Origin of the sequence: Bradyrhizobium sp. (genome assembly GCF_016462955.1) — a bacterium.
In the GTDB taxonomy this organism is placed as follows: Bacteria; Pseudomonadota; Alphaproteobacteria; order Rhizobiales; family Xanthobacteraceae; genus Bradyrhizobium.
In genome coordinates, this window is the sequence record NZ_JAEMSD010000491.1 from 4,116 (window position 1) to 5,026 (window position 911).

Annotated in this window: 1 protein-coding gene; it reads left to right on the forward strand. The window is 66.8% G+C overall.

Features of this window, described 5'->3' with window-relative positions:
- Window positions 1-206: 206 nt before the first annotated feature.
- Window positions 207-860, forward strand: a complete 654-nt coding sequence (locus JHD07_RS32560) for a tetratricopeptide repeat protein (RefSeq protein WP_291629593.1) — start codon at window positions 207-209, stop codon at window positions 858-860.
- Window positions 861-911 lie beyond the last annotated feature (51 nt).

A 911-nucleotide genomic window follows, 5' to 3' on the forward strand; every position in this document is an offset into this window, starting at 1 on the left:
GTGCTGAAGCGGCAGCTGCGGGAGCTGCTCGGAAGCTGAGCCGGCCAGGCGCGTTCCGGGCTCTCCCGGGTGGTTAACGCCTTGATCGGGCTCGCTTTGCCTTGCCACCGCCATATCGTTAGGGTACCTCGCCGCCACACGGGGGACGGGATTCCTGACGCGAATGCTTCGGCGCGCGCACCCGGACGGGCATGGGATTAGCATAAGTGTCTGAATTATTTAATGAAGTCGACGAGGAAGTGCGTCGCGAACAGCTCAAAAAGCTGTGGGAGAAGTATTCGATCTACTTCATCGCCCTGATGGTGCTGGTCGTGGCCGGCGTCGCCGGCTGGCGCGGCTATCAATATCTGGAAGGCAAGAAGGCCGCCGAGGCGGGCGCCGCGTTCGAGAAGGCCGTCGAGCTGTCGGAGCAGGACAAGCACGCCGACGCCGAGAAGGCCTTCGCCGAGCTCGCGGCCAAGGCGCCGTCCGGCTATCGCACCCTGGCGCGGCTGCGTGCTGCGGCCGAGGCCGCCAGCCGCGACCCCAAGGCCGCCGCGAAAATGTATGACGACATCGCCGGCGATCGCAGCGTTGGCGGGGAGTGGCAGGATCTGGCCAGGCTTCGCGCCGCGGGCCTCGTGCTCGACAGCGCCAGCTATGCCGACATGCAGCAGCGGCTGGAGGCCTCCGCCGCACCCAAATCGACCTTCCGCCACAGCGCCCGCGAGATGCTGGCGTTGTCGGCCTGGCGCAACAACGACATGACCGCAGCCCGCAAATGGCTCGACGCGATTGGCGAGGACAACGAAACACCGCCCGGCCTGCGCTCGCGCGCCGAGGCGTTGCAGGCCCTGCTGCCGCCCGTCGCCAAGAGCTGACGACGGTTCTCTGACGTAAACGAGACACCACGATGCGCCGCACGCCACGCT